A 22,734-nucleotide genomic window follows, 5' to 3' on the forward strand; every position below is an offset into this window, starting at 1 on the left:
AATCGAACCTGCTACTATACGTGGCCTGATCCGTCTCCCGCAAAGGTGAATCCCGCTTCATGACGACCCGTTCGGCGCCCCTGGCCATGACCCCGCTGGAGCGCCGCGCCGCGGTTTCGCTGGCCACCATCTTTTCCCTGCGCATGTTGGGGTTGTTCATGATCCTTCCTGTATTCGCCCTGCACGCCGATGACTACCGCGGCGCCACGCCCAGCCTGATGGGGCTGGCCATCGGCGCCTATGGCATGACCCAGGCCCTGCTGCAGATCCCGTTCGGGCTGCTCTCCGACCGTTTCGGTCGCAAGCGCGTGATCGCCGCGGGCCTGCTGCTGTTCGTTGCCGGCAGCGTGCTGGCGGCGCTGGCCGATTCCATCTGGATGGTGATCGCCGGCCGGGCGCTGCAGGGGGCGGGGGCCATCGCGGCGGCGGTGATGGCCCTGGCGGCCGATCTCACCCGCGAGGAACACCGGACCAAGGCCATGGCCATCATCGGCATGAGCATCGGCCTGTCCTTTTCCCTGTCGCTGGTTCTCGGGCCGGTACTGGATGCCTGGCTCGGCATTGCCGGGATATTCTGGCTCACCGCCCTGCTGGCGCTGGGCGGTTTGGGGGTGCTGGCCGTGCTGGTGCCCGATCCGGTGACCAGCCGGGTACACCGCGACGCAGAACCGGTGCCGGCCCAGTTCCTGCGCGTGCTGCGTGATCCGCAGCTCCTGCGGCTGGATCTCGGCATTCTCACCCTGCACATGATCCTCACCGCCAGTTTCGTGGTGTTGCCCCTGGTCCTGCGCGACGAGCTGGGACTGGCCAGTGATCGTCACTGGTGGCTGTATCTGCCGGTGCTGCTGGCCTCTGTGCTGGTGATGGTGCCCTTCATCATCCATGCCGAGCGCAAGCGGCGGGTGAAGCCGGTTTTTCTTGGTGCGATTGTCGCCCTGCTGGTCGCCGAACTGGGCCTGGCGGAGTTTCACCAGTCGCTGGTGGGGGTGGTGTTGTTCCTGTTCGTCTTCTATGTTGGCTTCAACATCCTCGAGGCCACGTTGCCGTCATTGATCTCGAAGACCGCGCCGCCCGACTCCAAGGGTACGGCCATGGGCTTCTATTCCAGTGCCCAGTTTCTGGGTGCCTTTCTCGGCGGCCTCCTGGGCGGCCTCATCCACCAGCACTTCAGCACCACGGCGGTCTTCGCCGCCTGCGCCCTGGCCGGGGTGCTGTGGCTGCTGGTGGCGGTTTCCATGCGCAGTCCGCGCTACCTGGAGACGCGGCTGCTGGCAGTGCCGGGCGTGAGTCGCGCGGATGTGCCCGCTCTGATCCGCAAACTCACCGCCGTTCAAGGTGTTGCAGAGGTCGTGGTGGTGGTGGAAGAGGGCGTCGCCTACCTGAAAGTCGACCGCCATGCGCTGGACGAGGTGGCGTTGGAGGCGGCCGCGGCGGCCTGCGCCGGGGCGGTTTGAAGCCGGGCCGCCAAGCCCCTATGATGGCGGCATCCCGAGGCCGTCCGCAGCGGACGGGCGGCAGCAACCAGTTGGAGTGAAATGCTATGGCGCGCGGAGTCAACAAGGTGATCCTGGTCGGCAACCTGGGCAAGGACCCGGAAGTCCGTTACATGCCCAGCGGCGGCGCGGTGGCCAATGTGACCATCGCCACCAGCGAGCAGTGGAAGGACAAGCAGACCGGCGAGCAGAAGGAGCGCACCGAGTGGCACAACGTGGTCTTCTATCAGCGCCTCGCCGAGATCGTCGGCGAATATCTCAGGAAAGGCTCGCAGGTCTATGTGGAAGGCAGCCTGCGTACCCGCAAGTGGCAGGACAAGGAAGGCCGGGACCGCTGGACCACGGAGATCGTGGCCAACGAGATGCAGATGCTGGGCGGTCGTGGCGGCGCCGGGGCGCCCTCCCGCGAGTCCGCGGCGGCCTCCGAACCCGCCCGCCAGGCGGCGCCGGCGGCCGGTGGCGGCGGCTTCGATGAATCCTTCGACGACGACATTCCCTTCTGAATCGCTCAGAAGCCGGCCGCCCGCATCGCTGCCAGCCGGCTGCGCCGCTCTTCCAGGAGGCTGCCGTAGGCCCGGCTCAGGGCCCGCTCGTAGGCGCAGTCCCCATCCAGCCCCAGCCGTGCCAGGCGCCATTCGAACAGCCTGATTTCCTCTTCCAGCAGCCGGGTATCGCCTGCCCGATGCGGGGCGCTTTCGCCGTGCCTATCTCTGTCCATTTCGGGGTCTCCGCGGTTTCGGCAGGTCCAGCCTGCCACTTCCCTGTGACCGCCTGATGACAGTCGGCTGCCTTCAGGCTGGCAACCCGCTGCCACGAAAATACCTTTAATATCATTATGGTATATCTTGTTTTGTAATGTTGCATTCAAGCTGAACCCGTTAACCGAATGATTTCCCCCGGGATTGCTCCGGCGCCCGGTGGGGATTGCTAACCCGATGTTAATCCGGGAGTTTTTTTTCCATTTTATCCCCTTGTTTGCTTGACGGGTGGGAGTTCCCTACCTATAGTGTCGAAAAGTGGGAGAAGGTGGAAAAAAATGGGTTCCTGGGTAGGTTCGGGGGGCGATCTTGTTCCTGGGTGGTAACACCGTCAACCTCGATGCGAAGGGCCGCCTTGCGCTGCCCACACGCTTCCGTGGGCCGCTTCAGGAGGCCTGTGAGGGCCAGCTGGTGCTCACGGTACACTACGATGGTTGTCTGCTGCTCTATCCCCGCCCCGAATGGGAAGAGATCGAACGCACCCTGGTGCGCCTGCCCAACCAGAAACGCCACACCCGCCTGTTGCAACGCATGCTGCTCGGTCACGCGACCGAGGTGGAGATGGACGGCAACGGCCGCATTCTCATCCCGCCCCGGCTGCGCGAGTTCGCGGGGCTGGAAAAGCGCGTGGTGTTGGTGGCCCTGAGCAAGAAATTCGAGATCTGGAACGCAGAGGCCTGGGACAGGAGCCAACAGGAATACGTGTCGAGCGACCTGGATGCCGGCGAGCTGCCGCCGGAACTCGACAGTCTTTCACTCTAGAAGATGGAGCGGGAATGGTCCCATCGTCCAGTGATGCTCGACGAGGTCCTGGACGCACTGGCCGTGCGGCCCGGTGGCATCTATCTCGATGGCACCTTCGGCCGTGGTGGCCATGCGGCGGCCATTCTCGCCGCGGCGGGTCCGCGGGGCCGGCTGTATGCCATGGACAAGGATCCGCAGGCCGTGGCTGCGGCGCGTGAACGGTTCGCGGGAGATGCCCGGCTGCAAATCGTGCAGGACAGTTTTTCCGGCCTCGGTCGCTGGGCCGAGGCCGAAGGCATCGCGGGGCGCATCGACGGCATTCTCCTCGATCTGGGGGTGTCCTCGCCGCAGCTCGATGATGCCGGGCGGGGTTTCAGTTTTCTGCGCGACGGCCCCCTGGACATGCGCATGGACCCCGAACAGGGTGTGTCCGCTGCCGACTGGCTGGCAGTGGCCGACGAGGAAGAGATCGCGGACGTGATCAAGCGTTACGGAGAAGAGCGCTTCGCCCGGCGCATCGCGCGGGCCATCGTCGCCGCGCGCGCCGAGGCGCCGATCCGCACCACCAGGGTACTGGCCGAGGTGGTGGCGGCCGCGGTGCCGACCCGCGAGCGCAACAAGCATCCGGCCACCCGCACCTTCCAGGCGCTGCGTATCCATGTCAACCGCGAACTCGAGGATCTCGAGCAAGGGCTGGCCGCGGCCGTGGACGCGCTGGCGCCGGGCGGACGGCTGGCGGTGATCAGCTTCCATTCCCTCGAGGACCGGCTGGTGAAGCGTTTCCTGCGCCGGGAGGCAAAGGGTCCCGAGCTGCCGCCGGGTCTGCCGGTGCGTGGCGGGCAGGCCGCGGGTCGCCTGCGCCTGCTGGGCAAGGCGCGCCGGCCGGGTGAAGCGGAAGTCGCGGCCAATCCCCGCGCGCGCAGCGCGGTGCTGCGGGTCGCGGAGCGGCTGGCATGAAGGCGCTGGGCATCCTGCTGCTGGCGCTGGTGGTCGGTTCCGCGCTGGGAGTGGTCTATGCCAAGCATCGCAGCCGCACCCTGTTCGTCGAGCTGCAGTCGCTGCACGAAGCGCGCGACCGGCTCAACACCGAGTGGGGCCAGCTCCAGCTCGAGCAGAGCACCTGGGCCACGCACGGCCGCATCGAGGCGCTGGCGCGCGAGCGCCTGGGCATGAGGATTCCGGCCCCCGAGAACGTGGTGATCATCCGGCCATGAGCGAGCATCGACAGATCATCTCAGGGCGCCAGCGGCATGTGCTGCTGTTGAGCCTGTTCGGGCTCGCGTTTGCGGCACTGGTGCTGCGTGCGGTCGACCTGCAGGTGCTCAAGCGCGGATTTCTGCAGGGCCAGGCCGATGCGCGCCATCTGCGTACCGTGTCCATTCCCGCCCACCGCGGCATGATCCTCGATCGCAACGGCGAGCCGCTGGCGGTCAGCACGCCGGTGGAGTCGGTGTGGGCCAATCCCCAGGAACTGGCCGGCGCGCGCCAGTTCCTGCCGGCGCTGGCGCGCCTGCTGGGCATGGAGGTCGACGAGCTCCAGGGGAAACTGGCCAGGCGCGCCGACCGCGAGTTCGTCTATCTGCGGCGCCAGGTCAATCCCACCGTGGCCGCGCAGCTGCGCGCCATGGATGCCCCCGGTGTCTATCTGCAAAGGGAGTATCGCCGCTACTACCCGGACGGGGAGGTCACCGCCCATGTGGTCGGCTTCACCGACATCGACGACCGTGGTCAGGAAGGCATCGAGCTGGCCTACGACGACTGGCTGCGCGGCGAGCCCGGCGCCAAGCGGGTGCTCAAGGACGGCCGGCACCATGTCATCGAGAACGTCGAGCGCATCCGCGCGGCACGCCCGGGGCGCGACCTGACACTGTCCATCGACCGTCGCATCCAGTATCTGGCCTATCGCGAACTCAAGGCCGCGGTACAGAAACACAAGGCGCGCTCCGGCTCGGTGGTGGTGCTCGATGCCCGTAGCGGCGAGGTGCTGGCCATGGTCAACCAGCCCTCCTACAACCCCAACAACCGCGCCCGCATTCGCCCCGCGCGCCTGCGCAATCGCGCCTTGACCGATGTCTTCGAACCGGGTTCCACCATGAAGCCGCTGACCATCGCCTGTGCGCTGGAGAGTGGCCGCTACGGGCCCGAGACACCCGTCGAAACCTCTCCGGGCCTGTTCCAGGTGGGCGTCAATACTGTGCGTGACATGCACGACTACGGGCGCCTCGACGTCACCGGCGTGATCCGCAAGTCCAGCAATGTGGGGGCCGCCAAGATCGCCCTGTCACTGCCCGCCGAGGATCTGTGGTCGGTACTGGCGCGCGCCGGCTTCGGCCAGGTGACGGCCAGCGGCTTTCCCGGCGAGGCCTCCGGGCTGTTGATGGACTGGCGCCGCTGGCACCCCATAGAACAGGCGACCCTGGCCTTCGGTTACGGCATTTCGGTTACGCCGCTGCAGCTTGCCAGGGCCTACACCCTGTTTGCCGCGGACGGCCGCTTGCGGCCCGTTTCCCTGTTGCGCATCGACGAGGCTCCGAGGGGTGAGTCTGTGATCTCCGCCCGCGTCGCGCGGGCGGTTCGTACCATGATGGAGACGGTGGTGCAGCCGGGCGGCACGGCGCCAGCGGCGCGGGTGGCCGGCTATCGGGTCGCGGGCAAGACGGGCACGGTGCACAAGTCAGTCGCCGGCGGTTATGCCGAAGATCGCTACAACGCCGTATTTGCGGGCCTGGCACCGGCCTCGCGGCCCCGTCTGGTCGCGGTGGTGATGATCAGCGAACCGCAGGCCGGTGAACACTTCGGCGGCAAGGTGGCCGGCCCGGTGTTCTCGCGGGTCATGGCCGGGGCGCTTCGGCTGCTGAATATCCCGCCCGACGATCTCGATCCCGATGACGGCGTGTTGCTGCAGGCGGCGCTGGAGGGCCCGGCATGATGACGGCACCGGTACAGGGGGAAGGTGTGCTGCTGGCCGATCTGCTGGCCGGACTCGCCCGGGTCGGGACGGCGCAGAACCTGCCCGTGCGCAGCCTCGCCATCGACAGCCGCCAGGTGGCGCCGGGTGCGCTCTTTTTGGCGGTTGCCGGCACCCGACAGCATGGTATCGAACATGCCGCGGAGGCCGAGGCCCGCGGCGCCGCCGCGGTCGCCTGGGAGCCGGTGGACGACATCGACGAGGCGCATCCGGCCCTGCGCGCGCTGGATCTGCCCGCGGTGTCCGTGCCGCAGCTCGGCCGTTTCGTCAGCGAGATTGCAGCCCGTTTCCACGCGCACCCCTCGCGTGAACTGTTCGTGGCCGGCGTCACCGGCACCGACGGCAAGACCAGCGTGGCCAGTTTCATCGCCCAGGCACTGCACACCAACGATGCGCCTTGTGGCCTGCTCGGCACGCTCGGTTACGGCCTGTACGGCCGGCTTGCCGCCGGTGCACACACCACGCCCGACGCCGTGCGCCTGCAGCAGGAGCTGGCGGCACTGAAGGCGGCGGGCGCCACGGCTGTGGCCATGGAGGTGTCCTCGCATGCGCTGGCCCAGCACCGGGCCGATGCGGTGGCCTTCGATGTGGCGGTGCTGACCAACCTCAGCCGCGATCATCTCGACTATCACGGTTCCCTCGATGGCTATGCCGCGGCCAAGCAGCGCCTGTTCCGCATGCCGGGCCTGCGCCACGCTGTGCTGAACCTGGACGACGACCTGGGCCGGCGCCTGTTCGAGGCCGCGCATCTGACCGCCGAGCCATTCGTCTACGGGCTGGAGCCCCGGATGTTGCCCGATTCGGTGAAACAGTTGTGGGCGACCGGCGTTCACGCCTCGACCGACGGCCTGCGGCTGGAGATCGATGGCAGCTGGGGTCCTGGCCGGGTCGAGACACGCCTGCTTGGCCGCTTCAACGCCAGTAACCTGCTGGCCGCCGCGTCCGTACTGCTGGTTCGCGGGCTGCCGTTCGATGAAGTGCTGGCGCGCCTCGGCCGGCTGCAGACGGTGCCCGGCCGCATGGAGCCCTTCGGCGGCGGTGACAAGCCGCTGGTGGTGGTCGACTACGCCCATACGCCGCGCGCACTGGAACAGGCCCTGCTTGCCCTGCGCCCCCATGCGCAGGGCAAGCTCTGGTGCCTGTTCGGCGCGGGCGGGGAGCGCGACCGCGGCAAGCGCCCGTTGATGGGCGAGATCGCCGAGCGCCTGGCCGATCACCTGGTCATTACCGACGACAATCCGCGTCACGAGGATGCCACGGCCATCGTCATGGACATTCTCGATGGCATGCGCCATCCGGATGCCGCCTATATCGAACGCGATCGGTCCCGGGCGATTGCCCGCGCCATCGGCGCCGCACATGCCGGCGACCTGGTGCTGGTGGCCGGCAAGGGGCACGAGGACTACCAGCTCGTCGGCGACCGGCGGCTGCACTTCAGCGACCGTGAGCAGGTGCTGCGCTGCCTGCAGGAGGGCGATCATGCTGCGTCTTGATCTGTCCGAGGCGGCCGCGGTGCTGGATGCCGAACTGATCGGCGAGAACCTGGTGGTGGAGGGCGTGTCCACGGATACGCGCGCCGTCCGGCCGCAGAACCTGTTCGTGGCCCTGGTCGGCGACCGCTTCGACGGTCATGCCTTTGTGACCGCGGCCGCCGAGCGCGGTGCGTCGGCGGCCGCGGTGATGCGCGAGGTGGAGGCGCCCCTGCCCATGCTGCGGGTGGCCGACACCCGTCTTGCGCTGGGCGAGCTGGCGCGTGCCTGGCGGCAGCGCTTCGACATCCCGCTGGTTGGCGTGACCGGCTCCAATGGCAAGACCACGGTCAAGGAAATGACCGCCGCCATACTCGCCCTGCAGGGGCCGGTGCATGCGACGCGCGGCAACCTCAACAACGACATCGGTGTGCCCCTTACCCTGTTCGAGCTCGGTGCCGAGCACCAGGCGGCGGTGATCGAGATGGGCGCCAATCACGCTGGCGAGATCGCCCGGCTGACCGACATTGCGCGACCGACGGTGGCGGTCATCACCAACGCGGGGCCGGCGCATCTGGAAGGCTTTGGCAGCATCGAGGGCGTGGCCCATGCCAAGGGCGAAATCTTTTCCGGTCTCGGCCCGCAGGGTACGGCGGTGATCAATGCCGACGATGCCTGGGCCGGTCTGTGGCAGGCGCTGGCCGCCGGTCGTACCCGGATCCACTTCGGTACCGGTCCCGACGCGGACGTGCAGGTGCGGCGCCAGGCAGAGGGGGAGGGTTCGCGCCTGCACCTGAGAACGCCCTGGGGTGCCTTCGAGACCCTGCTGCCCCTGCCGGGCGCGCACAACGCGCTCAATGCCGCAGCCGCCACGGCCTGCGCGCTGGCCGCCGGTGCCACCCCGGAGATGGCTGCGGAGGGGCTGGCCCGGGTGCAGGGTGTGCAGGGTCGGCTCCAGCCGCGCAGCGGCGTGCGGGGCTGCCGGCTGGTCGATGACAGCTACAACGCCAATCCGGCCTCGCTGGACGCGGCCCTGGACTGGCTCGCCACCCGGCCCGGGCGGCACTGGCTGCTGTTGGGCGACATGGGCGAGCTGGGCGAGGAGGGCCTGGCCCTGCATGCGGCCATGGGTCGCCGTGCGCGCGAGTCCGGCGTCGAGCGTCTCTACGGCCTGGGCGAACAGGCAGCGGCCGCGGTCGAGGCCTTCGGTCCCGGTGCCGTCTGGCAGGCCGACCGGGATGTGCTGGTCGAACGGCTGCGCGAGGAGCTGGCCGAGGATGTCTGGCTGCTGGTGAAGGGTTCGCGTTTCATGCGGCTGGAAGAGATCGTGGCCGCACTGGCCGGAGGGGAACGCTGATGCTGCTCTGGCTTGCCGAATACCTGACCCAGTACCACAGTGGCTTCAATGTCTTCCAGTACCTGACGCTGCGCGGCATCCTCGGCGTGCTCACTGCCCTGCTGATCTCTTTCCTGGTCGGGCCGCGCATGATCCGCTGGCTGGGGCACTACCAGATCGGCCAGCAGGTACGCGACGACGGCCCCCGGAGTCACCTGTCCAAGGCCGGTACCCCGACCATGGGTGGCGCGCTCATCCTGGTGGCCATCACCCTGGCTACCCTGTTATGGGCAGACCTGTCCAACCGCTACATCTGGGTGGTGCTGTTCACCACCCTCGCCTTCGGTGTCATTGGCTGGGTGGACGACTACAAGAAGCTGGTGCTGGGCAATTCGAAGGGCCTGCCGGCACGCTGGAAATACTTCTGGCAGTCGGTGGTGGCGCTGGGAGTGGCCCTGTTCCTCTATTTCACTGCACAGTCGCCCGTAGAGACCCAGCTCATCGTGCCCTTCTTCAAGGACGTGGCCGTCGATCTGCACTGGTGGTACGTGCCACTGGTGTATTTCGTCGTCGTCGGATCTTCCAATGCAGTCAATCTCACCGATGGCCTCGACGGCCTGGCCATCCTGCCCACGGTGATGGTGGCCGGTGCCCTGGCGGTGTTCGCCTATGCCACCGGCAACGCCCGCTTTGCGGAGTATCTGGCCATTCCCTATGTGCGCGACGCCGCGGAGCTGATCGTGTTTGCCGGTGCCATGGTGGGCGCCGGGCTGGGCTTCCTGTGGTTCAACGCCTATCCGGCTCAGGTGTTCATGGGCGACATCGGTGCCCTGGCGCTGGGTGCGGCGCTGGGCATGGTGGCGGTACTGGTGCGGCAGGAACTGGTGTTCTTCCTGATGGCCGGCGTGTTCGTCATGGAGACGGTGTCGGTGATCCTGCAGGTGGCCTCCTATCGGCTCACGGGGCGGCGCATCTTCCGCATGGCGCCCCTGCATCATCATTTCGAACTCAAGGGCTGGCCGGAGCCCAGGGTCATCGTGCGCTTCTGGATCGTGACCGTGATCCTGGTGCTGATCGGGCTGGCCACGTTGAAGATTCGCTGAGGAGGGGAAGATGGATGTGCAGCAGCAGATGAAGATCGTCGGCATTACCTTCGTGGCCATTGCGCTGGTGTTGCTGGTGGCCTGAGCCGGGACGGAGATGCATGCAATCATGACAGCGCGGGAGTCCAGGACGGGCGAGACGCAACGCAAGGTGCTGGTGGTGGGGCTTGGGCGCACCGGTCTGTCCGTTGCGCGCTTTCTCGCCGCCCGTGGCCATCAGGTGGCGGTGACCGACACCCGCCCCGAACCGCCGGGCCTGGACGAGATCCGGCGCAGCCTGCCCGACGTCGCCCTGTTCCTGGGCGGCTACGATGCCGACGCCTTTGCCAGTGCCGAGCAGATCGTGGTCAGTCCCGGAGTGCCGCTGGGTCATCCGCTGATCGCCGAGGCACGCTGCCGCGGCGTGGAAGTGATCGGGGACGTGGAGCTGTTCGCGCGCGTTGCACAGGGACCGGTGATCGCCGTCACCGGTTCCAACGGCAAGAGCACGGTCACCCGCTGGGTGGCGGACATGGCGCGTCGCGCCGGCCGCGAGGTCCGCGCCGGTGCCAACCTGGGTACGCCAGCGCTGGATTTGCTGCAAGGCGGTGAACCCGACCTCTATGCGCTGGAACTGTCCAGCTTCCAGCTCGAAGCCATCGAGAGCCTGCGCCCGGTCGCAGCCGTGGTCCTGAACGTGAGCCCGGACCATCTGGATCGCTACCGCGGCTTGCCGGAATATGCAGCCGCCAAGGCGCGAATCTATCGCCATGCGGCGATGCAGATCGTCAACCGTGATGACCCCTTGGCCGCTGGCCTGGCCGACCCGGCCCGGCCGTGTGTCGGCTTCACCCTCGGCGTGCCGGCGGGGAAGGACTTCGGGATCCGCCAGCGCGAGGGCGAGGACTGGCTGGTACGCGGCGAGGACTGGCTGCTGCCGGCCTCCGCCATCCGCCTGGCCGGTCGCCACAACCGCGCCAACGCGCTTGCGGCGCTGGCGCTGGCACAGGCCGCCGGCCTGCCCATGCCTGCCTGCCTCGACAGCCTGCGCGAATTTCCCGGACTGCCGCACCGTACGCAGTGGGTGGGTCGGCGCGCCGGTGCCGATTGGTACAACGATTCCAAGGCGACCAACGTCGGTGCCACGCTCGCGGCGCTGGAAGGTTTCGATCGGCCGCTGGTACTGATCGCCGGCGGCCAGGGCAAGGGCCAGGACTTCTCGCCGCTGCGCGAGCCCGTGTGTTCGCGGGTGCGGACCCTGATCCTGATGGGGCAGGACGCCGATGCCCTCGCTGCGGCCATCGGCGACTGCGTGCCGGTGGCGCGGGCGGGAGACATGACCGCAGCGGTGCGGGCGGCTGCCGAATGCGCCCGGCCCGGTGACGCGGTGCTGCTGTCTCCGGCCTGTGCCAGCCAGGACATGTTCCGCGACTTCGAGCAGCGCGGCGAGCAGTTTGCGCGGGCGGTGGAGGCCTTGCCGTCATGACCGCCGCCGCCCTCAATGCCGCTTCCGGCCAGCGCCTGCGCAACCTGCGTTGTCCGCGCCTGGACCTGGCACTGCTGGGCGCGGGGCTGGCGCTGGCGCTGCTGGGTCTGGTGATGGTGGCGTCTGCCTCCATGCCCATGGCGGACCGCGAGCTGGGCAATCCCTTCCACTATGTCCTGCGGCAGGGCGGCTTCCTGCTGGTGGGTCTGCTGCTGGGCGTCGCCGCCTTCCAGGTGCGCATGGCGCACTGGCAGCGCGCCGGCATGGTGCTGTTGTTCCTGGCGCTGGGCCTGCTGGTGGTGGTACTGGTGCCGGGCGTCGGTCGCACCATCAATGGCGCGACCCGCTGGATCAGTCTCGGCCCGGTGAACCTGCAGGTGTCCGAGCCCGCCAAGCTGCTGCTGCTGATCTATCTGGCCGGCTATCTGGTCCGTCGCTCGGAAGAAGTGCGCGAGCAACTGAGCGGTTTCATCAAGCCCATGGTGGTGTTCGCCGCGGCCTGTGTGCTGCTGCTGGCCGAGCCCGACTTCGGCGCCACGGTGGTACTGCTGGCCACCGCGCTGGTGATGATGTTCATGGCCGGGGTGCGCTGGTGGCAGTTCCTGGCCCTGCTGGCGCTGGCCGGCGGTGCCATGGCCCTGCTGGCCATCTCCTCGCCCTATCGCATGGCACGGCTGACCGCCTTCCTCAATCCCTGGGCCGATCCCTTCGACAGCGGCTTCCAGCTCACCCAGTCGCTGATCGCGATCGGTCGCGGCGAGTGGTTCGGTGTCGGCCTGGGTGGCAGTGTGCAGAAGCTGTTCTACCTGCCGGAGGCGCACACCGACTTCGTGTTCGCGGTGCTGGCCGAGGAACTGGGTCTGGCCGGCGTGCTGGTGCTGGTCGCCCTGTATGGCCTGGTGGTGTGGCGGGCCTTTGCCATCGCGCGGGTGGCCCTGGCCGCCAACGAGGCCTTCTCCGGCTATCTGGCCTACGGGCTGGGGACCTGGCTGGGCCTGCAGAGCTTCATCAACATCGGCGTCAACATGGGGCTGCTGCCGACCAAGGGGCTAACCCTGCCGCTGTTCAGCTACGGCGGCAGCAGTCTGGTGGTCATGTGCCTGGTGCTGGCGCTGCTGGCGCGCATCGACTACGAGACGCGCTGTACCGTGCACAACGTCGGCCAGCGCGAGCGACGGCCCGCGGTACGGCGGCGGGCGGGGAGGCGCGCATGAGCCCGCGCCCGATCCTGATCATGGCCGGGGGCACCGGCGGGCATGTGTTCCCGGCACTGGCGGTGGCCGCGGAGCTGGGCCGGGCCGGCGTGCCCGTGACCTGGCTGGGGACGCGGCGCGGCCTGGAGGCACGCGTGGTGCCCGAGGCCGGCTATCCGGTGGCCTGGGTGCGGGTATCGGGGTTGCGCGGCAAGGGCCTGGCGCGGCGGCTGGCGGCACCCTTCATGCTGGCGCTCGCCCTGCTGCAGTCGCTGTGGATCATGCTGCGGGTGCGGCCGCGCGCGGTGCTGGGCATGGGCGGCTTCGTCACCGGACCGGGTGGGGTGGCTGCCTGGCTGACCCGTCGCCCGCTGCTCATCCACGAACAGAATGCCGTCGCCGGCCTGACCAACCGTCTGCTGGCGCCGCTGGCGCGCTGTGTGATGGCGGCCTTCCCGGGCGCGCTGCCGGCACGCTTCCGGCCGCGTCACACGGGCAATCCGGTGCGCGCCGAGATCGCCGCCATTGCCCCGCCGGAAGAGCGCCTGGCCGACCGCCAGGGCCCGCTGCGCCTGCTGGTGGTGGGCGGCAGCCTGGGCGCGCAGGCGCTGAACGAGATTCTGCCGCGGGCCGTGGCCTTGCTGCCGGCGGCGTTGCGGCCCGAGGTGCGCCACCAGTGCGGCGAACGCCATGTCGAGGCGGCGCGCGGGCACTATGCCGCGGCAGGCGTGGATGCCGAGGTGATTCCCTTCATCGCGGACATGGCCGAGGCCTACGCCTGGGCGGACCTGGTGGTGTGCCGCGCCGGTGCGCTCACCGTGGCCGAACTGGCCGCGGCCGGCTGCGCCAGCATCCTGGTGCCCTATCCGCATGCGGTGGACGACCACCAGACCGCGAACGCCCGCTATCTCAGCGAGGCCGGTGCCGCCCTGCTCATGCCGCAAACCCGGCTGACGCCGGAAGCGCTGGCCGAACGGCTGCAGGGTTTCGCACGGGATCGTGCCTGCCTGCTCGACATGGCGCGTGCGGCGCGCGGCCGGGCGCGTCCCGATGCGGCGCGGGAAGTCGCCGAACTCTGCCTGCAGGCCGCAGGAGGTGCCGCATGATGGCGCAGGCGGGAAGGACAGCGCCGGTCGAGGGCATGGGCCGGGTGCGGCGCGTGCATTTCGTCGGCATCGGCGGCGCCGGCATGGGCGGCATCGCCGAGGTGTTGCACAACCTCGGCTACCAGGTTCAGGGCTCGGACCTGCGCGACAACGCCGTGACCCGCCGGCTGGCCGGCCTGGGCGTGCAGGTGTTCCGGGGCCATGACGCTGCGCATGTCGAAGGTGCCGACGTGGTGGTGATCTCCACCGCCGTGCCGGCCGACAATCCGGAACGGGTCGCTGCCCGCGCGGCACGCATCCCGGTGGTACCGCGCGCCGAGATGCTGGCCGAACTCATGCGCTTCCGCTTCGGCATCGCCGTCGCCGGAACCCACGGCAAGACCACCACCACCAGCCTGGTGGCCAGCCTGCTGGCCGAAGGCGGGCTCGATCCCACCTATGTCATCGGCGGCCGGCTCAACAGCTCGGCCAGCCATGCCCGGCTCGGCAGCGGTCGCTTCCTGGTTGCCGAGGCCGACGAGAGTGATGCCTCCTTCCTCTACCTGCAGCCCATGGTCGCCGTGGTGACCAACATCGATGCCGATCATCTCGAAACCTACGAAGGCGACTACGGCCGGTTGCGCCGGACCTTCGTCGAGTTCCTCCATCACCTGCCCTTCTACGGCCTGGCCGTGCTGTGCCTGGACGATCCGGGGGTGCGCGAGATTCTGCCCGAGGTCACCCGTCCGGTGCGTACCTATGGCATCGAGGCCGCCGATGCCGACGTGCGTGGCCTCGATCTGGAACAGCGCGGGGCGCAAGTGCACTTCACGGTGGCGACCGGCGAGACCCGGTTCCCCGTCACGCTCAACATGCCCGGCCGCCACAACGTCCTCAACGCCCTTGCGGCCATCGCCATCGCGCTGGAACTGGGTGTCGAGGTCGCGGCCATCCAGCGTGCGCTGGAGGGCTTCGCCGGCATCGGTCGCCGCTTCCAGTCGCATGGTGAACGGCGCGCCCCGGCCGGTCCCGTGCTGCTGGTCGACGACTACGGACACCATCCGCGCGAGATCGCCGCGACCCTGGATGCCATCCGCAAGGGCTGGCCGAACCGGCGTCTGGTGGTGGCCTTCCAGCCCCATCGCTATACCCGGACCCGCGACCTGTTCGAGGACTTCGTGCAAGTGCTGTCCGAGGTCGACGTGCTGCTGTTGTGCGAGGTCTATCCGGCCGGCGAGGCGCCCATTGCCGGTGCCGACGGCCGCGCACTCTGTCGTGCCATCCGCGCGCGCGGACAGGTCGATCCGGTTTTCGTGGAAACGGTTTCGGAACTGCCGGGCGTGCTCGAGGGCGTGCTGGCAGGGGGTGATCTGCTGCTGACCCTGGGTGCCGGTGACATCGGCACCGTGCCGGGCCGGCTGGAAGAGGCCTGGCCGTCGGCGGCCGGTGCCCGGGAGGTGTGAGCATGGACCAGGTACGTTCCAGACTGCGTCTGCACATGGGTTGTGGCGAGTCGCTGTGCGGCCGCTGGCTGCGGCTGCGCAGCAAGCCGGGGCGCGGTGGCAAGTGGGCGCATCAGGTATGCGTGCGCGGCCTGCGCCGAAGCGGGGGGAAGCCCAGGGCATGATGGCCATGCAGGACGACAGCCGGCTGCGCGGCGAACTGCGCCGCAACGAGTCCATGGCGCGCCACACCAGCTGGCGGGTCGGCGGGCCGGCGCGTCTCTGGTACCGCCCGGCGGACCTTGCCGATCTGGCGCAGTTCCTGCGCGGCCTGGATCCGGCCGAGCCGCTGTACTGGGTGGGGCTGGGCAGCAACCTGCTGGTGCGTGACGGCGGCATCGACGGCGTGGTCGTCGCGCCCTTCGGGGGGCTCGACCGACTGTCGTTGCTGGATGACCGCTGCATTCGTGCCGAGGCCGGTGTGGCCTGCAACAAGGTGGCGCGCTTCGCTGCCCGCCATGGCCTGGTCGGCGGCGAGTTCCTGGCCGGCATCCCGGGCACCCTTGGCGGCGCGCTGGCCATGAACGCGGGCGCCTTCGGCGGCGAGACCTGGAGCCATGTGCGGGCGGTGGAGACCCTCGACCGCCACGGCGAGCTGCACAACCGCGCACCGGAGGACTTCGAGATCGGTTATCGCCAGGTGAAGGGGCCGGTGGACGAGTGGTTCGTGGCCGCGCATCTCGAGTTCGAGCCCGGCGACGTGGCCGCAGGCCAGGCGCGCATCCGCGAACTGCTGGAACGGCGTGGCGCGACCCAGCCCACGAGCGAGCCGAGCTGCGGCTCGGTGTTCCGCAATCCGCCGGGCGATCACGCCGCGCGGCTGATCGAGGCCTGTGGCCTGAAGGGGGCATGCGAGGGTGGGGCCTGCGTTTCCGAAAAGCATGCCAATTTCATCATCAACACCGGCACCGCGACGGCCGCGGACATCGAACGGCTGATCGCGCGGGTGCGGGAAACGGTGGCGCGCGAGCAGGGGGTGCAGCTCGAGCCCGAGGTGCGGATCGTGGGAGAGCCGGCATGAATGCGCGGCCCGATGCCGCGGCCTTCGGGCGGGTGGCGGTGCTCGCCGGCGGGCGTTCCGCCGAGCGCGCCATTTCGCTGCGCAGCGGCGAGGCCGTGCTCGAGGCGTTGCTGGCGCGCGGGGTCGATGCCGAGATGCTGGACCCCGCCGAGCGGGACGCGCTGGAGGCGCTGGCCGCCGGCAACTACGACCGTGCCTTCGTCATGTTGCATGGCCGCGGGGGCGAGGACGGCGTCATCCAGGGCGCGCTCGAAACCTGGAGCGTCCCCTATACCGGCAGCGGCGTGCTGGGCTCGGCGCTGGGCATGGACAAGATTCGCTGCAAGCAGATCTGGCAGGCCGGTGGCCTGCCGACGCCGGAGTTTCTGGTGGCACGCAGTGAGGCGGACCTGGCGCAGGTGCAGGCGCTGGGCCTGCCGGTGATGGTCAAGCCGGCGCGCGAGGGCTCCAGCATCGGCATGAGCCGGGTGGCGGCGATGGACGAGCTGCCCGCGGCCTGGGCGCTGGCGCGCGACTACGACCGCGAGGTGCTGATAGAACGCTGGATCGAGGGCTGCGAGTACACCGTGGCCCTGCTCGGCGATCGCGCCCTGCCCGCGATTCGTCTGGAGACGCCACACGCCTTCTACGACTATGCCGCCAAATACGAGGCGAACACCACCCGTTATCACTGCCCCTGTGGCCTGGACCGGATAGCCGAAGGGGAAATGCAGGCGCTGGCACAGCAGGCCTTCGCGGCGGTGGCGGCAACGGGCTGGGGCCGGGTGGACTTCATGGTCGACGGCTGCGGCCGGCCCATGCTGATCGAGGTAAACACCGTACCCGGCATGACCGATCACAGCCTGGTGCCCATGGCCGCGCGTGCGGCCGGTCTTGAATTCGAGGACCTGGTGCTGGAGATCCTGGCCACCAGTCTTGTTCGGGAGGTGGGCTGACATGGCGCGCCGACCGGCAGGGCAGGCCAGCCGCAGGCAGACCGATGCCGACCAGCAGGCGCGTTGGGGTGCGGTGCTGCGGCTGTTGCTGTGGGGTGTCACCGGTGTCGCGCTGGCCGGGGGGCTGGCGGCTGCCGTCTGGTGGGCGCGTGATCCCGCGAATCTGCCGCTGCGCACGCTGGAGATCAGCGGTGAGCTGCGCCATCTCGATCGGGCGGAGATCGCCGCCGCCATCGGCGAGGCCGCCCGTGGCGGTTTCTTTACCGTCGACGTCGAGGCGGTGCGCGGCCACGCCGAGGCCCTGCCCTGGGTACGCAGCGCGCGCGTCCGTCGTATATGGCCGGATCGGCTGCGGGTGGAGATCGAGGAACAGCAGCCGGTGGCGCGCTGGGGCGAGCGGGCGCTGCTGAACGCGGCGGGCGAGCGCTTCACGCCGCCGGCGACCGACATCGACACGGCTCTGCCCCGGCTGCAAGGGCCGGAGGCGCTGAGCGAGCGGGTGATGCGGCGCTATGTGGCCATCCGTCGCCAGCTCGCGGGCATTGGCCGCAGCGTGCGCAGCCTGACCCTGACCGAGCGGCGGGCGTGGCGGCTGGAACTGGACAACGGCGTGCTGCTGAACCTGGGCCGCGAGGATACCGAGCGGCGCATGCAGCGCTTCGTGCGCGTGTATCCAGGGCTGGTGGCCGCGGCGGGCGTGGAAATGCAGACGGTGGACATGCGCTACAGCAACGGATTTGCCGTGCGCTGGCAGGAGCGGCAGCAGACCGCTCCCGGGCAGGAGGGCTGACAGGAACATGTCCAAGCGATCGGAGAAGAGCATGATAGTGGGCCTCGATATTGGGACCTCGAAGGTGGTGGCCATTGTCGGCGAGGTACTGCCCGACGGCGAGATCGAGATCATCGGCATCGGCTCCCATCCCTCGCGGGGGATGAAGAAGGGCGTGGTGGTCAACATCGAATCGACCGTGCATTCCATTCAGCGCGCGGTGGAGGAGGCCGAGCTGATGGCCGGCTGCCAGATCCATTCGGTGTTCGCCGGCATCGCCGGCAGCCACATCCGCAGCCTCAACTCGCACGGCATCGTCGCCATCCGCGACAAGGAGGTGACCCAGGGCGACGTCGAGCGGGTGATCGACGCCGCCCGCGCCGTGGCCATTCCGGCTGACCAGAAGATCCTGCACATCCTTCCCCAGGAATTCATCATCGACAACCAGGAAGGCATCAAGGAGCCGGTCGGCATGTCCGGCGTGCGCCTGGAGGCCAAGGTGCACCTGGTCACCGGTGCGGTGAGCGCGGCACAGAACATCATCAAGTGCGTGCGCCGCTGTGGCCTGGAGGTCGACGACATCATCCTGGAGCAGCTGGCCTCGAGCTATTCGGTGCTCACCGAAGACGAAAAGGAGCTGGGCGTCTGTCTGGTCGACATCGGCGGCGGTACCACCGACATCGCCGTCTTCACCGAGGGCTCCATCCGCCACACCGCGGTCATTCCCATTGCCGGCGACCAGGTCACCAACGACATCGCCGTGGCCCTGCGCACGCCGACCCAGCATGCCGAGGAGATCAAGATCAAGTATGCCTGCGCGCTCACCCAGCTGGCGACGCCCGACGAGACCATCGAAGTGCCCAGCGTGGGCGATCGGCCGGCGCGCCGGCTGGCACGGCACACCCTGGCCGAGGTGGTCGAGCCGCGCTACGAGGAGCTGATGAGCCTGATCCAGACCGAGCTGCGCCGCAGCGGCTTCGAGGATCTGATCGCGGCCGGCATCGTGCTCACCGGCGGCAGTTCCAAGATGGAAGGCCTGGTCGAGCTGGCGGAAGAGGTGTTCCACATGCCGGTGCGGCTGGGCGCACCGCAGTATGTCGCCGGGCTGTCCGATGTGGTGAGGAATCCGATCTACGCCACCGGCGTGGGTCTGCTGCTGTTTGGCCACCAGAACCGCCATCGGCGGACGCTGGACGGCCACGGTGGCGGTTTCAGGGGTGTATGGGAACGCATGAAGAGCTGGTTCCAGGGCAATTTCTGAAGGGGCCTCTGCGGCCGGCGAAACGGCGGCCGGAGGCAGACATGCAGTTGGAGTAGTAGTGGCCAGGCGGAGTCGAGTCGCCGTGGAAGGGCGGCCGGTTCCGGATTTTCAACAGAGGAGACGAGACCATGTTTGAACTGATGGATGCATACAGCCAGAACGCTGTGATCAAGGTCATGGGGGTCGGCGGTGGCGGCGGCAACGCCCTGCAGCACATGATCCAGGCCAATATCGAGGGCGTGGATTTCATCTGTGCCAATACCGACGCCCAGGCACTGCAGAACATCGGCGCGCCGCTGTCTCTGCAGCTGGGCACGGGCATCACCAAGGGCCTGGGGGCCGGTGCCAATCCCGAGGTGGGCCGGCAGGCAGCGATGGAAGATCGCGAGCGCATTGCCGAGGTCATCGAGGGTTCGGACATGCTGTTCATCACCGCCGGCATGGGTGGCGGGACCGGAACGGGTGCCGCTCCGGTGGTAGCACAGGTGGCGCGCGATCTGGGTATTCTCACCGTGGCCGTGGTCACCAAGCCCTTCCCGTTCGAGGGCCGCAAGCGCATGGCGGTGGCCGAACAGGGCATCCGCGAACTCGGCGAATATGTCGATTCCCTGATCACCATTCCCAACGAGAAGCTGCTGTCGGTGCTGGGCAAGAGCGTCAGCCTGCTGGACGCCTTCAAGTCGGCGAACGATGTGCTACTCGGTGCCGTACAGGGTATTGCCGAACTCATCACCCGCCCCGGCCTGATCAATGTCGACTTTGCCGACGTTCGCACCGTGATGTCGGAGATGGGCATGGCGATGATGGGTTCCGGCATCGGCCGTGGCGAACAGCGTGCCATCGAGGCCGCCGAGGCAGCCATTGCCTCGCCGCTGCTGGAGGACGTCAACCTGCAGGGCGCGGCCGGCATCCTGGTGAATGTCACCGCCGGCATGGATCTTTCCATTGGCGAGTTCGAGGACGTCGGCAACACCATCAAGGAGTTTGCCTCCGAGAATGCCACCGTGGTGGTGGGCACCGTGATCGACCCGGAGATGAGCGACGAGCTGCGGGTTACCGTGGTCGCCACCGGTCTGGGTGCGGCACGCGCGCAGGCACAGCCCGAGCCGCAGGCCGAGGTGAAGCTGGTGGAAAAGAAGAAGAGCGGCGAGCTGGACTACCAGCAGCTGGATCGGCCGACGGTGATCCGCAAGCGCGCGGTGGCCGGGGCCGACAGTGCCGCCGCCCCGAACTACGAGGACGATCTGGAGTATCTGGACATCCCGGCCTTCCTGCGTCGTCAGGCCGACTGACCGCGTCAGCCGGCGCGGGACGCTGCTGCCATCGCGTCTGGCCGCGAGGGCAGGGTGTCCCTGCCAGGTTTCCGCGGCGGGTCGCCGTCCACCTCGTCTCGTCTCCTCGGGTGGCGGCCCGCCGCGGAATTTTCATTTCAAAGCTGGTGCTTCAGTAGTCGTGCGCCATGTCACGGCCGATGGAGCCACCCAGGATCACGCCCGCAGCGGTGGCCACATCCTTGCCGCGTCCCTTCCCCATCTCATGACCGATCAGGCCGCCAACGATGCCGCCCAGGATCATCGGCGTTGCCGAGCGATACTCGCCCGAACTGCGATGGTAGGGATAGGGTGCGGCATGGCGTTCGATGACCACCCGTTCCCGGTAGCGCGGGCGCTCGTGATAGACATGATGCTCGACGCGGCGCGGCGGCCCGTACTCGCCGTAATAGTTGTTGATGATCACCTTGCGCTTGTGGTGGCCGTGATGGTAGCCACGATCATGGTCCTCGTAGCGATCGTAACGGTCGTGGCCGCGATGGTCGGCCTGTGCCAGCGGCATGGTGAACAGTGCCGCGAGGCCCAGCAGTGCGGTAAGCAGATTGCGCTTGGGGGTGTTCATGGCGTCCTCCTTTCCGGGGGTCCGGTCTTGTCACGCTGCCAGACTACGACCGGGATGCTGAACGGCCCCTGAACGCCGGTTCTGCAGCCGGTGACCCCTGCTGCGGCCGGTTCGGTAGCGCTGTACGTACCGCCCTGCGGAGATCAGGCAGTGCCTGCGGACGCGGTGGCCGGCCACCCACGTCGGGCGAGATAACGTTTGAGCATCAGCGCGTTGCGGAAGGCATGGCCCTCGGCATCATTGTTGAAGTAGGCGTGTACGCCGATGCCCTGCGCCAGCCAGCCGACAATGCGCCGGGCCGTTGCAGCGAGTTTCTGGGGCGAGTAGGGCTGGCTGTAGTCCTGGCCGTGGAAGCGCAGGTAGGTCCAGTCGGCGGTGAGTCGCAGCGGGTGCGCGGGGATGAGGTCATGCAGGCACAGGGCGACACGCCGTGCCTCGAGGCGTGCGTAGAGGGCCGCGTCGAGCCAGCGCGCGTCGCGGACCTCCAGGGCGAAGTCCAGATCCTCGGGCAGCAACTTCAGGAACTCGTCGAGCCGGTTCCAGTCAGGCCGCCAGCGCGGCGGCAGCTGGATCAGGATGGGTCCCAACGTGGCCCCGAGCAGACGCGCCCGCTCGAGGAAGCGCTCGAGTGGTTCGGCCACCTCGTGCAAACGACGCCGGTGGGTGATCTGTCCGCTCAGCTTGAGGGCGTAGCGGAAGCCCTCGGGCGCGGCCTCGCGCCAGCGCCGGAAGCTCTCGGCCGAGGGCAGGCCGTAGAAGGTGTTGTTGATCTCGACGCTATCGAAGTGGCGCGCATAGAAGGCGAACCACTCGCGTTCCGGCAGCCCTGCCGGATACACGGGTCCGCGCCAGTGCGGATAGCGGTACCCGGAGGTACCGATCCGCAGTGCCGGCTGCGGGCCGGGCGCCGTCACATGTAGGCCACGGCCTCGGTTCCCGGGTTGGGCAGGCCGGCGATGCGCCAGGCCTCGCGTACGCTGCCGCCGAACAGGGTTTCGAGGCAGTGATGCGGCTGCTGCGTCTCGTGGCAGATGTGGTGCGGGGCGGGCAGGCCGTGGGCCTTTTCCCAGTGCCGGCGCAGGGCCCGGATCACCGCCCAGTGGGCATCGGTGAGCGGGCCGATGCCGTCGGCCTCGGCCAGCCGGTTGGCCACCACCTCGTTCCACTGTTCGGGGTCGATCAGGAAGCCGTCGGCATCGACAGCGATGTTCAGGCGTTCGGTATCCGCGTTCATGGCTGGCAACCTCCTCGGTGACTCCGGGATTGGGGCCGGCTCGCGGCCGGCGCTGGCGGCCGCGAGCGGATGCCTTTATCAAGTCATAGGTGCTCGCGGCTCCGGGATCAAGGGTTGCACGCGTTCCGGCTATAATGTCGGCGTTTGCAACCGAATAGGGAGGTGAACAATCATGGGAAAGGGTGATGCCCGTACCCGCCGGGGCAAGATCTGGCGGGGGACCTACGGGAACAGCCGGCCCCACCGCCGCAAGGGCCGGTTCGGCAAGCGTTCCTGAGCCCTGCCCCCGGTCGCGGCCCCCGGGGAGCGCGGCCGGGTTGCACCTTCCCTGTGCGCGTGCCCTGTGACGGGGCGCACAGTTTCCCCTTCGCGTCCTTGCCGGGTGCGGCCGGGCCTGTCACAGTCTCTCCATGCATCCGTCCCATCGCTGGAACGGAAATTGCCTCATGTCCCTGAAGCCCCGTCGGGGCAGGCAGTTGCAGCAGGATTCCGGCGTGTTTGCATC

At 68.5% G+C, this 22,734-nt stretch carries 24 protein-coding genes; 20 read left to right on the forward strand and 4 right to left on the reverse strand.

Features of this window, described 5'->3' with window-relative positions; all coding sequences use genetic code 11:
* Positions 1-59 precede the first annotated feature (59 nt).
* Together MVF76_RS09350 and ssb are read left to right on the forward strand one after the other, a co-directional pair.
* Positions 60-1,454: an MFS transporter gene (locus MVF76_RS09350; RefSeq protein ID WP_297528540.1), complete on the forward strand. Its 1,395-nt coding sequence runs from the start codon at positions 60-62 to the stop codon at positions 1,452-1,454.
* Positions 1,455-1,540: 86 nt separating this feature from the next.
* On the forward strand, positions 1,541-1,996 hold the full coding sequence (gene ssb / locus MVF76_RS09355) for a single-stranded DNA-binding protein (RefSeq protein WP_297528541.1): 456 nt from the start codon (positions 1,541-1,543) through the stop codon (positions 1,994-1,996).
* Positions 1,997-2,001: 5 nt separating this feature from the next.
* On the opposite strand, the gene MVF76_RS09360 is transcribed toward ssb, so the two are convergent.
* Positions 2,002-2,211, reverse strand: coding sequence for a hypothetical protein (locus tag MVF76_RS09360; protein WP_297528542.1), 210 nt, complete (start codon positions 2,209-2,211; stop codon positions 2,002-2,004).
* A gap of 349 nt (positions 2,212-2,560) precedes the next feature.
* Here MVF76_RS09360 and mraZ point away from each other — a divergent pair, with 349 nt between their 5' ends.
* From mraZ to ftsZ, 17 genes are all read left to right on the forward strand, one after another.
* Entirely contained in the window at positions 2,561-3,013 is a 453-nt protein-coding gene (mraZ, locus tag MVF76_RS09365; RefSeq protein WP_297528543.1) for a division/cell wall cluster transcriptional repressor MraZ, read from the forward strand.
* Between the two features lie 3 nt (positions 3,014-3,016).
* Positions 3,017-3,952, forward strand: coding sequence for a 16S rRNA (cytosine(1402)-N(4))-methyltransferase RsmH (gene rsmH, locus MVF76_RS09370; RefSeq protein WP_297528544.1), 936 nt, complete (start codon positions 3,017-3,019; stop codon positions 3,950-3,952).
* Positions 3,949-4,209, forward strand: a complete 261-nt coding sequence (gene ftsL / locus MVF76_RS09375; RefSeq protein ID WP_297528545.1) for a cell division protein FtsL — start codon at positions 3,949-3,951, stop codon at positions 4,207-4,209. The genes rsmH and ftsL overlap by 4 nt, the downstream gene beginning before the upstream one ends.
* A complete protein-coding gene (locus MVF76_RS09380) occupies positions 4,206-5,924 on the forward strand; it encodes a peptidoglycan D,D-transpeptidase FtsI family protein (RefSeq protein ID WP_297528546.1) in 1,719 nt (572 codons plus the stop codon). The genes ftsL and MVF76_RS09380 overlap by 4 nt, the downstream gene beginning before the upstream one ends.
* Positions 5,921-7,456 (forward strand): UDP-N-acetylmuramoyl-L-alanyl-D-glutamate--2,6-diaminopimelate ligase, encoded by a 1,536-nt coding sequence (locus MVF76_RS09385; protein ID WP_297528547.1) that lies wholly within the window; start codon positions 5,921-5,923, stop codon positions 7,454-7,456. The genes MVF76_RS09380 and MVF76_RS09385 overlap by 4 nt, the downstream gene beginning before the upstream one ends.
* On the forward strand, positions 7,443-8,789 hold the full coding sequence (locus MVF76_RS09390; protein WP_297528548.1) for a UDP-N-acetylmuramoyl-tripeptide--D-alanyl-D-alanine ligase: 1,347 nt from the start codon (positions 7,443-7,445) through the stop codon (positions 8,787-8,789). The genes MVF76_RS09385 and MVF76_RS09390 overlap by 14 nt, the downstream gene beginning before the upstream one ends.
* Entirely contained in the window at positions 8,789-9,871 is a 1,083-nt protein-coding gene (gene mraY / locus MVF76_RS09395) for a phospho-N-acetylmuramoyl-pentapeptide-transferase (RefSeq protein WP_297528549.1), read from the forward strand. The genes MVF76_RS09390 and mraY overlap by 1 nt, the downstream gene beginning before the upstream one ends.
* Before the next feature lie 109 nt (positions 9,872-9,980).
* Positions 9,981-11,336, forward strand: a complete 1,356-nt coding sequence (murD, locus tag MVF76_RS09400; RefSeq protein WP_297528550.1) for a UDP-N-acetylmuramoyl-L-alanine--D-glutamate ligase — start codon at positions 9,981-9,983, stop codon at positions 11,334-11,336.
* Entirely contained in the window at positions 11,333-12,550 is a 1,218-nt protein-coding gene (ftsW, locus tag MVF76_RS09405; protein ID WP_297528551.1) for a putative lipid II flippase FtsW, read from the forward strand. The genes murD and ftsW overlap by 4 nt, the downstream gene beginning before the upstream one ends.
* Positions 12,547-13,635, forward strand: a complete 1,089-nt coding sequence (gene murG, locus MVF76_RS09410; RefSeq protein WP_297528552.1) for an undecaprenyldiphospho-muramoylpentapeptide beta-N-acetylglucosaminyltransferase — start codon at positions 12,547-12,549, stop codon at positions 13,633-13,635. The genes ftsW and murG overlap by 4 nt, the downstream gene beginning before the upstream one ends.
* Positions 13,632-15,077, forward strand: a complete 1,446-nt coding sequence (murC, locus tag MVF76_RS09415; RefSeq protein WP_297528553.1) for a UDP-N-acetylmuramate--L-alanine ligase — start codon at positions 13,632-13,634, stop codon at positions 15,075-15,077. The genes murG and murC overlap by 4 nt, the downstream gene beginning before the upstream one ends.
* 2 nt (positions 15,078-15,079) lie before the next feature.
* Entirely contained in the window at positions 15,080-15,241 is a 162-nt protein-coding gene (locus MVF76_RS09420) for a hypothetical protein (RefSeq protein ID WP_297528554.1), read from the forward strand.
* The gene (gene murB / locus MVF76_RS09425; protein WP_317622956.1) at positions 15,238-16,137 is read left to right on the forward strand and encodes a UDP-N-acetylmuramate dehydrogenase; all 900 of its coding nucleotides are present in this window, start codon (positions 15,238-15,240) and stop codon (positions 16,135-16,137) included. The genes MVF76_RS09420 and murB overlap by 4 nt, the downstream gene beginning before the upstream one ends.
* Positions 16,134-17,072 carry a D-alanine--D-alanine ligase gene (locus MVF76_RS09430; RefSeq protein WP_297528555.1) on the forward strand — a complete coding sequence of 313 codons (939 nt, stop codon included), beginning with the start codon at positions 16,134-16,136 and terminating at the stop codon, positions 17,070-17,072. The genes murB and MVF76_RS09430 overlap by 4 nt, the downstream gene beginning before the upstream one ends.
* 1 nt (position 17,073) lies before the next feature.
* On the forward strand, positions 17,074-17,862 hold the full coding sequence (locus tag MVF76_RS09435) for a cell division protein FtsQ/DivIB (RefSeq protein ID WP_297528556.1): 789 nt from the start codon (positions 17,074-17,076) through the stop codon (positions 17,860-17,862).
* A 7-nt stretch (positions 17,863-17,869) separates the two neighbouring features.
* Positions 17,870-19,102, forward strand: a complete 1,233-nt coding sequence (gene ftsA, locus MVF76_RS09440) for a cell division protein FtsA (RefSeq protein WP_297528557.1) — start codon at positions 17,870-17,872, stop codon at positions 19,100-19,102.
* A gap of 128 nt (positions 19,103-19,230) precedes the next feature.
* The gene (ftsZ, locus tag MVF76_RS09445; RefSeq protein ID WP_297528558.1) at positions 19,231-20,394 is read left to right on the forward strand and encodes a cell division protein FtsZ; all 1,164 of its coding nucleotides are present in this window, start codon (positions 19,231-19,233) and stop codon (positions 20,392-20,394) included.
* A gap of 151 nt (positions 20,395-20,545) precedes the next feature.
* Here the strand turns inward: ftsZ and MVF76_RS09450 are convergent, their stop codons facing one another.
* The 3 genes from MVF76_RS09450 to MVF76_RS09460 all read right to left on the reverse strand — a co-directional run bounded on the left by MVF76_RS09450 (position 20,546) and on the right by MVF76_RS09460 (position 22,229).
* On the reverse strand, positions 20,546-20,995 hold the full coding sequence (locus tag MVF76_RS09450) for a glycine zipper 2TM domain-containing protein (RefSeq protein ID WP_297528559.1): 450 nt from the start codon (positions 20,993-20,995) through the stop codon (positions 20,546-20,548).
* 143 nt (positions 20,996-21,138) lie between these two features.
* Positions 21,139-21,909 (reverse strand): DUF72 domain-containing protein, encoded by a 771-nt coding sequence (locus MVF76_RS09455; protein ID WP_297528560.1) that lies wholly within the window; start codon positions 21,907-21,909, stop codon positions 21,139-21,141.
* A complete protein-coding gene (locus MVF76_RS09460) occupies positions 21,906-22,229 on the reverse strand; it encodes a TusE/DsrC/DsvC family sulfur relay protein (RefSeq protein WP_297528561.1) in 324 nt (107 codons plus the stop codon). The genes MVF76_RS09455 and MVF76_RS09460 overlap by 4 nt, the downstream gene beginning before the upstream one ends.
* A gap of 172 nt (positions 22,230-22,401) precedes the next feature.
* On the opposite strand from MVF76_RS09460, the gene MVF76_RS12995 reads away from it, so the two are divergent.
* Positions 22,402-22,506: a 30S ribosomal protein THX gene (locus tag MVF76_RS12995; protein ID WP_317622957.1), complete on the forward strand. Its 105-nt coding sequence runs from the start codon at positions 22,402-22,404 to the stop codon at positions 22,504-22,506.
* Positions 22,507-22,734 lie beyond the last annotated feature (228 nt).

Origin of the sequence: Thiohalobacter sp., assembly GCF_027000115.1 — a bacterium.
In the GTDB taxonomy this organism is placed as follows: domain Bacteria; phylum Pseudomonadota; class Gammaproteobacteria; order Thiohalobacterales; family Thiohalobacteraceae; genus JALTON01.